Annotated in this window: 8 protein-coding genes and 2 pseudogenes; 5 read left to right on the top strand and 5 right to left on the bottom strand. The window is 60.5% G+C overall.

The genetic code is table 11. The annotated features are described in order from the left end of the window. Positions 1-14: 14 nt before the first annotated feature. From RT028_RS19025 to RT028_RS19010, 4 genes are all read right to left on the bottom strand, one after another. The gene (locus RT028_RS19025) at positions 15-338 is read right to left on the bottom strand and encodes an HD domain-containing protein (protein ID WP_312936844.1); all 324 of its coding nucleotides are present in this window, start codon (positions 336-338) and stop codon (positions 15-17) included. 39 nt (positions 339-377) lie between these two features. Then, positions 378-995, bottom strand: coding sequence for a helix-turn-helix transcriptional regulator (locus RT028_RS19020; protein WP_312936842.1), 618 nt, complete (start codon positions 993-995; stop codon positions 378-380). Between the two features lie 191 nt (positions 996-1,186). Continuing rightward, the gene (locus RT028_RS19015; RefSeq protein WP_312936841.1) at positions 1,187-1,654 is read right to left on the bottom strand and encodes a hypothetical protein; all 468 of its coding nucleotides are present in this window, start codon (positions 1,652-1,654) and stop codon (positions 1,187-1,189) included. 261 nt (positions 1,655-1,915) lie between these two features. Then, positions 1,916-2,107 (bottom strand): hypothetical protein, encoded by a 192-nt coding sequence (locus RT028_RS19010; RefSeq protein WP_312936840.1) that lies wholly within the window; start codon positions 2,105-2,107, stop codon positions 1,916-1,918. Between the two features lie 771 nt (positions 2,108-2,878). Between RT028_RS19010 and RT028_RS19005 the strand changes: the two are divergent. Both RT028_RS19005 and RT028_RS19000 read left to right on the top strand, forming a co-directional pair. Further along, positions 2,879-3,104: pseudogene (locus RT028_RS19005) on the top strand (site-specific integrase); the annotation flags it as partial. Positions 3,105-3,139: 35 nt separating this feature from the next. After that, the gene (locus RT028_RS19000) at positions 3,140-4,726 is read left to right on the top strand and encodes an ABC-F family ATPase (RefSeq protein ID WP_312936839.1); all 1,587 of its coding nucleotides are present in this window, start codon (positions 3,140-3,142) and stop codon (positions 4,724-4,726) included. A gap of 60 nt (positions 4,727-4,786) precedes the next feature. Here the strand turns inward: RT028_RS19000 and RT028_RS18995 are convergent, their stop codons facing one another. Continuing rightward, positions 4,787-6,163, bottom strand: a complete 1,377-nt coding sequence (locus RT028_RS18995) for an L-serine ammonia-lyase (RefSeq protein ID WP_312936837.1) — start codon at positions 6,161-6,163, stop codon at positions 4,787-4,789. A gap of 135 nt (positions 6,164-6,298) precedes the next feature. Between RT028_RS18995 and RT028_RS18990 the strand changes: the two genes are divergently transcribed. The 3 genes and pseudogenes from RT028_RS18990 to RT028_RS18980 all read left to right on the top strand — a co-directional run. Next, positions 6,299-7,258: a LysR substrate-binding domain-containing protein gene (locus RT028_RS18990; RefSeq protein ID WP_312936835.1), complete on the top strand. Its 960-nt coding sequence runs from the start codon at positions 6,299-6,301 to the stop codon at positions 7,256-7,258. A gap of 296 nt (positions 7,259-7,554) precedes the next feature. After that, complete coding sequence (locus RT028_RS18985) at positions 7,555-8,385, top strand: AraC family transcriptional regulator (RefSeq protein WP_312936833.1); 831 nt, start codon at positions 7,555-7,557, stop codon at positions 8,383-8,385. A gap of 51 nt (positions 8,386-8,436) precedes the next feature. After that, positions 8,437-8,630: pseudogene (locus RT028_RS18980) on the top strand (LysE family translocator); the annotation flags it as partial.

Below are 8,630 nucleotides of genomic sequence, written 5' to 3'. Positions count from 1 at the left end.
CATGCACCTCTTACTCATGTTATGCCTGAACACAAAATTTCTGACACCCTCGCCCTTTCCTGCTGCGGGTACTCCGGCAGCGCGGTTTTTCGTGTCGCTGGCACATCGCCGCTCACGGCTTCGCCCAAGTCATGGATGATGCACATTTTAAGCAGTTTGTACGGATCGACAGCGTCAAGCGCGTCGGCATAGACCATCGCCATCAAGGCAAGCCGCCAACTATGTTCTGCAGTGCTTTCGTTCCTGCCCGTAGCGCTACATGCGGTGCGCATTGTGGACTTGAGACTTTCTACCTGCTCGATGAATGCCAACCGCTTGTCCAGAACACCACTATCCATCTTTCAGCCCTCAGATTTCCTTTACTGTAGAAGCTGAGGTCAGTTTTCGTCCACGCATACAATATGCGTGGCGCATTCACCTGTCGGGGCACACTCTGTTTCAACCAGTCGAGCAACTGTTCCATCAGATAACGTAAGACGCGTCCACGTGCAGACACTGTCGTAAATGGGGACGATGGTCGAATGATTGTGCCCGGTGCAGAACTGGACGCTGGCGTTTTGCGCACTCCATCCTTGCCGCCTGACATGCGCTTCAGCTTCGACGATTTCCTCGGTCGCATACCGCCACAGCGAGTGACCCAGCAATGCATGAGCATCTGGACCAAATTCGACACCCCGACTTGCAGAAAAGGCCAACAGTGTGTGAGTCAGATCACACACCAGATGCATCGGCTTGGAACTGCTTCTGATCAATCTCGCCAGCGCTGCATCCTGTGCACTGCTCAGCCGGGCGCTGAGCAAATCCATAACGGCAGCGTAGTGTTTTTCATCCAGCGCCAGTTCATCATTTTCCCACCTGGAGATAGTGGACTGTCCGACCCCGATGAGCTGCGCAGCATGTGACTGCTTGATACCGCGCAGCAAACGCCATTGTTTGAAGGAAGGTCCCAAACTGAGCAGATAGCTGCGCAACAAGGCATTCTCACGTTGATTCATCATCAATCACCCGCACTGCATTAACGAATGCGCCACACTTGGGAGTCTAATTCGCGGCGGCTGAATTGGCGAATGAGGGCTGGTCAAGAAAGCGGGTAGCGCTGCGGATAGCAATGTTTTTCCCATCGTGAGGCGTAGTTAGCTTGCCGCAGCCAATCACCAAGACGTTAAAGAAATGTCACATGCAAACGCTAGCTGACAGGCATCAATTTGGCATGTAACAGATCACCATAACCCCAGACCAAAGTCCCCAAGACTGCCGCAACGGCGTAAATTGCGCGCCAGAACGTATAGTAACCACCATGCGATTTACGCATTTCCCTGTTGAGCCGACCTACACCCTCGCTCAAAAGTGACTCACTGAGAAGGGTAAAGACAGTCACAATAGATCCCGACCGTGAAAATTGCGACGCGTCGCCATTAAACCAGCATAGGGTACACCACACCAATGAAATGAAGACTGCGGTGCCGGCTGCGTAAAGACGTCGTCTGACCTCGCATAATGATGCGGCTGACTTCCCTGTAACTTCAGGCACATACTGCTCACCGCCGCTGAAACCAACAGAACCACTGGATTTTTCGGATTTTTTCTTCAAAATCCCGTGAATCAGTAGTGTTGCGGCAATGCCGATGACCAGGTCTAATTTTGTCTTGCGCACTTCGCTCTCTCGTATAAATTTCAGTTATCAATGGTAGATGCGCAGCTAGTCTCCACGTCTTGCGCCACCGTTGCGTCGCATGCACTTCGAGCCATTGACGCAATATGCGGCCAAAGGGCACCTCTGCGCGAAGAAAAAAGTCGTGAGGTAGGATCCCTATGAAGCCGCCAGCATCCAGATGGTCACCGACTTGATTGACATTTTCGGCCGCTGCTGGCGTTAAGAAGAGTACATCGCCCGCTGCTACACCTCGTCTCACCATCAATGCGCTAAGCAATCAGCATATCCAATCCATACCACTACGGCTGGTATAATGACTGCCATGCCGATACCCCGGTAGCGGTGTTCAAAGCCATGCCAAAGCCCGTATGAACGGGTAAGGCGCTCACTGAACACGCAGGCGACCAGTATCTCTTCTATGTTGAAGACCTGCGCAACTGCCTCGTTGAACATGAGATCGTCCTGGCGGGCATCAAGCGCCTTGTCAGCTCCACGAATTATCAAGATCGATTGATCTTAGGCTCTGTCTGAAAAGCCTTGAGACTCGGTTATGCTGCGTTAAAAACAGCCCGGAAGGCCGGCCCCGTCGGAATGCTCATTTACTCCAGTAAACTCCGCTTCCTCGGCTGTTTTTGCGGGGCCGCCATCGGCCTTGCCTAACCTTCGCTCAAGACTTTTCAGACAGAGCCTAACTACGACCACAGCTGTCGAAGTGTCTGCTTGGTCGATGACAATCTCGATGTAAACTCATTATCCCTATAACGCTTGGCGATCGCCGCGATCAGGTCCATCCCCGCTCGTCGGCGCCAACCGCCAGTTCTTCCCGCACGAACAACAGTACGGACCTACATCCGCGATGGCGCCTGGGCGCCAAGTCGATAAGGCGTACGTCCGCCGGAGCACAATGAAGACACTCTTCGGACTCCACAGGCCGCAACGCAAATACAGCACCACCTTGGAATCAGCTTCATGCCTGCAACCTCACCGGCGCCGCTATGGAGTCGACGGTGGCCATGGCCGAGAGCTACACCCGGGTCCACGGTTAACACACGTCGAGCGCCGCGAGCTGTGAACCTGGGCAGCGTCTCGCCTTTAGATGAGGCGCTCAGCTCCACCGGCTCGACCCGGAGTGTGGATCACCAACGCACTTTCGAATTTTCCCGCTCTATACATGACCGCACTGGCAGCCCCCAGGTCAGGTTGGTTTTCCACCCGCGCTTGGCGCCCCCCCTCAAGGCACTGAGTGTCCGCCATCTGCCCACCGTATAACTGCCGTCACACCTATGCGACAATACGCTCAATGTCCGGTCTCAACCCCGCATTCATCGCCCAACCGCTCGGGCACAGCGTGCAGATGCTTCTGTCGACCTATGCACGTTGGATCAACTCAGCCTCAGATTGGCAGGAGCCCGAAAAGCTCCAGATGGGTACCAAATTGGTCCCAGGCTGAAAAAGCACTCTGTAAGTTATTGATAGGTAAGACACTTGATCTCCACCGCTAACATCACCATGCAGTTCGGCGCCAAGCCCCTGTTCGAAAACGTCTCGGTCAAATTCAACAATGGCAACCGCTACGGCCTGATCGGCGCCAACGGCTGCGGCAAGTCCACGTTCATGAAAATCCTCGGTGGCGACCTCGACCCTAGCGGCGGCCAGGTCATGCTCGAACCCAACACCCGGCTCGGCAAGCTGCGCCAGGATCAGTTCGCCTACGAGCAGTTCACCGTGATCGATACCGTGATCATGGGCCATGGCCAGCTGTGGAAGGTCAAAGCCGAGCGTGATCGCATCTACTCGTTGCCGGAAATGACCGAAGACGACGGCATGGCCGTCGCCGAGCTGGAAACCGAGTTCGCCGAGATGGACGGTTACACCGCCGAATCGCGCGCAGGTGAGCTGCTGCTGGGCCTGGGTATTCCGCTGGAGCAGCACTTCGGCCCCATGAGCGAAGTGGCGCCGGGCTGGAAGCTGCGTGTGCTGCTGGCCCAGGCACTGTTCTCGGACCCGGACGTGCTGCTGCTCGACGAGCCGACCAACCACCTGGACATCAACACCATCCGCTGGCTGGAAACGATTCTGACGGCGCGTAACAGCACCATGATCATCATTTCCCACGACCGTCACTTCCTCAACAGCGTGTGCACGCACATGGCCGACCTGGACTACGGCGAGCTGCGCCTGTTCCCGGGCAACTACGACGAATACATGACCGCGGCCACCCAGGCGCGTGAGCAGTTGCTGTCGGACAACGCCAAGAAGAAAGCGCAGATCGCCGAGCTGCAGACCTTCGTCAGCCGTTTCTCGGCCAACGCCTCGAAGGCCAAGCAGGCCACCTCGCGCGCCAAGAAGATCGACAAGATCGAGCTGGCCGAGGTCAAGCCGTCGAGCCGGGTCAGCCCGTTCATTCGCTTCGAGCAGACCAAAAAGCTGCACCGTCAGGCGGTGACCCTCGAGAAGATGGGCAAGTCGTTCGACGACAAAGTGCTGTTCAAGGACTTCAGCTTCACCGTCGAAGCCGGCGAGCGTGTGGCCATCATCGGCCCCAACGGTATCGGCAAGACCACCTTGCTGCGTACCCTGGTCGGTGAGCTGCAGCCAGATAAAGGCGAAGTGAAGTGGACCGACAGCGCGGAAGTGGGCTATTACGCCCAGGACCACGCCCACGACTTCGAAGACGACGTGAGCCTGTTCGACTGGATGGGCCAGTGGACCAGCGGCGAGCAGGTGATTCGCGGCACCCTGGGCCGGATGCTGTTCTCCAACGACGAGATACTCAAGTCGGTGAAGGTCATCTCCGGTGGCGAACAAGGGCGCATGCTCTTCGGCAAGCTGATCCTGCAAAAGCCCAACGTGCTGGTGATGGACGAACCCACCAACCACTTGGACATGGAATCGATCGAGGCGCTGAACCTGGCGCTGGAGAACTACCCGGGTACGTTGCTGTTCGTCAGCCACGACCGTGAGTTCGTGTCATCGCTGGCCACCCGCATCCTCGAGCTGAGCGCCGATGGCGTGGTCGACTTCAGCGGCACCTACGACGATTACCTGCGCAGCCAGGGCGTTGTGGTCTGATCAGGCAACAGTGTTAAAAAAAACGGCGCCTCGGCGCCGTTTTTCATTGCAGCAGTCTGATCAGCATTCGACGAACGCTACCGCCAGGCCGCCGCGCGAGGTTTCCTTGTAGTTGGCGTGCATGTCAGCGCCGGTGTCGCGCATGGTGCGGATCACCCGGTCAAGGGAGATGAAATGCTCACCGTCGCCGCGCAGCGCCATTTGCACCGCGTTGATGGCTTTCACGGCCGCGATGGCGTTGCGCTCGATGCACGGCACCTGAACCAGGCCACCGACCGGATCGCAGGTGAGCCCCAGGTTGTGCTCGAGGGCTATCTCGGCGGCGTTTTCGACCTGCGCCGGGGTGCCGCCAAGGATATCGGCCAGGCCCGCGGCAGCCATGGAACAGGCCGAGCCGACCTCGCCCTGGCAACCCACTTCAGCACCGGAAATAGAAGCGTTTTTCTTGCACAGAATGCCGACTGCGGCCGCCGCCAGGAGGAAGTTGACCACGTCGTCGTCATCCGCGCCGGGGTTGAACTTCATGTAGTAGTGCAGCACCGCCGGGATGATGCCAGCCGCGCCGTTGGTGGGCGCGGTGACCATTCGCCCGCCGGCGGCGTTTTCCTCGTTGACGGCCAGGGCGAACAGGTTCACCCACTCCATGGCGCTCAGGGTCGAGCCGATGACATTGGGCTTGCCGATTTCCTGCAGGCTGCGGTGCAGCTTGGCGGCGCGGCGCTTGACCTTGAGGCCGCCTGGCAGAATGCCTTCGTTGTGCAGGCCGTTTTCCACGCACTGCTGCATGGCCGCCCAGATTTTCAGCAGACCGGAGCGAATTTCCTCCTCGCAACGCCAGGCGCGCTCGTTGGCCATCATCAGTTGGCTGACGCTGAGGCTGTAGGTTTTGCACAGGGCCATCAGCTCGTCGCCGGAGGAAAATTCGTACGGCAACTCGACCTGGCCTTCCGTGCGGGCTGGCGCATCGATCTCGCTCTGTTCGATGATGAAACCGCCGCCCACGGAATAGTAGGTCTGGCTCAGCAGGGTCTGCTCAGACCCCCAGGCTTCCAGGGTCATGGCATTGGGGTGATACGGCAGGTCTTCGTCGAGCAGCCGCATATCGCGGGCATAGTCGAAGTCCACTGGCTGGCTGCCATCGAGGATCAGGCATTTTTCCTTGAGCAGTTGGGCGATGCGTGGCTCGATGCTGTGCGGGTCGATCTGATCAGGCCACTGGCCCATCAGGCCCAGCAGGCAAGCGCGGTCGGTGGCATGGCCGATGCCGGTGGCCGACAGCGAGCCGTACAGGCGCACTTCGACGCGCGTGACCTGCTCCAGCACGCCTTGGCTGCGCAACGCCTGAGCAAAGGTGGCAGCGGCACGCATCGGCCCCACGGTGTGGGAGCTCGAAGGGCCGATGCCAATCTTGAAAAGGTCGAAAACACTGATAGCCATACTAATACCTCACGATGCTGCTGCCTGGCGCCGGTACACGACACCTGTATTTGCTGTTGTTGAAGACTATGGTGGTCCCTATTCCCTACAATGACCAACGACATTTCCTAAGCAAGCCTTTAGCAGGACTAAACCATGAAGGGGCAATTGAACGGTCAGGTGTATGTGTGGCTCCATGTGTTTGCCTGTGCAGCGCGGCACTTGTCGTTTACCCGTTGCGCCGAGGAACTGCACATCACCCCGGGTGCGGTGAGCCAGCAGATGCGCCAGCTGGAGGAGCGGCTTGGGTTTCGCCTGTTCGTGCGCCGCGCCCGCGGCGTGGAGCTGACCGCCGAGGGCCAGCGCCTGGCGCTGACCGTGACCGAGGCCTATGGCAGCATCGAGGCAGAGCTGCTGCGCCTGGATGCCGGGGACATCCGCGGCACCTTGCGCCTGCGCTCGATCCCGTCGTTCCTGGCGAAATGGTTGACGCCGCGCCTGCCGCGCTTCCAGCAGCGTTATCCGGACATCGAGCTGCGCCTGGTGGCCGAGGACAGCAGCCAGGCCTTGCATCAGGACGAGTTCGACCTGGCCATCGACCTCAACGATGGCAGCTATCCGGGCATGCTTTCGACGCCCTTGCTGGACGAGCAGATCTTCCCGGTCTGCTCGCCGGCGCTGCTGCGTGGCCGCCCGCCGCTGCACGGCCCCGCCGACCTGGTGCACTACCCGCTGCTGCACGACATCACCGCCTGGCGCGGCAGCTCGGAGTACGCCGAGTGGGAGTTCTACCTCGACGGCATCGGCGCGCGCGGGCTCAACGTGCGCCGCGGCCACACCTTCAACCGCAACCACTTGAGCATCGAGGCGGCGATTGCCGGGGTGGGCGTGGCCATCGCGCGGCGTACGCTGCTCAATGACGAGCTCGAGCGCGGCGCGCTGATCGTGCCGTTCGGCGTGCCCATCGCCAATCACAAACGCTACGTGCTGCTGTATTCCCAGGCCGGGTTGGTGCAGCCGGGGGCACGCGCGGTGCATGACTGGCTGGTGGAAGAGGCGCAGCACTTTCGCGCATTGCATCCCTTGAAGCTGGACGAGGTGGGTGCCAGGCCGTAAGCGAGCGCGGTGCACAGATGTTCCAGACACGAGGAGCCAGAGGCCGTTAAGGTGATCATGCAGCGGGTGAGTCAGGCCGACAGGGGGTGGGCCTGGCACGCTTGAACCCGAGCGGTAGCAAGGCCAATCCGGTAAGGACCTCTCGCCTTGCGCCAGCCTGGCTGCTCCGACGGTCCAGGCTGCATCGAGGCCCTGCCGCGCTGGCTGCTGGAACGGGCTGCGTACACGGGCTTCTAACCCAGGCAGCCCGGGATTGACCTGCAGAGCATGATTACCACCCAACGCCGAGACGTCGCATGAGCAACTGGATCGACCTCAACCAGGACGCCGCCACCGGCATCGAGTCGGTGCGTGCGCACTTTGTGGGCCATGCCTACGACCCTCACTGGCACGACAGCTTTCTGGTCGGCGTCACCGAGCAAGGCGTGCAGCAGTTCAATTGCCGCCGGGTGCGGCACCAGAGCACGCAGGGCCAGGTGTTCATGCTCGAACCCGGCGAGCTGCATGACGGCCATGCGCCCACGAGCGAGGGTTTCACCTACTCGATGTTGTACCTGGACCCGCACTGGCTGGAGCGCGAACTGCGCGCCGTGTTCGAACAGGTACCGACGCAGGCGTTACCGGGATTTGCCGATACCTTGAGCGCCGACCCGGTGCTGGCCGGCGCCACCTTGCGTGCGTTTCACGCGTTGCATGACCAGGAGCTGCGCATCGTTCGCCAGACCGCCAGCGATGATTTGCTCGCCGCCCTCACCCGCCACCTGCACTGGCGCAAGCGTCTGCACCCGGACCCGCGCCTGCCGCTGACCGCTCAGCGGGCACGGGACTACCTGCACGCGCATGCCCATCAGGACATCGGCCTGGAAGAACTGGCCGCCGCCTGCGGCACGGATCGCTTCCGTCTGACCCGCGCGTTCAAGGCCGCGTATGGCATCGCCCCACACGCCTACCTCATCCAGCTGCGCCTGGCCCAGGCCCGGCAGTGGCTGGCGCAGGGGCAGACACCGGCCGATGTCGCCTCGCGCCTGGGCTTTGCTGACCAGAGCCACCTGGGGCGCTGGTTCCGCCGTGCCTACCGGCTGACCCCGGCCGATTACCGCAGGCGCTGCACAAAGCGTCCAGACTGACGCGACGCTCGCCCGCAACATAGGGCTTCAATCGTTTTGGAGCCCGAGCCCATGCCCTCCCACACGCTGTTGCCCTTCGCCCTCTTCGCCCTGGCTGCCAGCATCAGCCCCGGACCGACCAACCTGTTGATCCTGGCCCATGCCGCTCAGCGCGGCTGGCGCGCCAGCCTGCTGCCGGTGTTGTCCGCGTGCAGTGCGGCGGCCGGCATCGTGCTGCTGGTGGGCCTGGGGCTGGGGGACTGGCT

The sequence above is a fragment of the Pseudomonas sp. genome (assembly GCF_032058845.1).
GTDB lineage: Bacteria > Pseudomonadota > Gammaproteobacteria > Pseudomonadales > Pseudomonadaceae > Aquipseudomonas.
The sequence above is the reverse complement of the archived record's forward strand: the minus strand, read 5'-3'. Positions and strand labels throughout refer to the sequence as shown.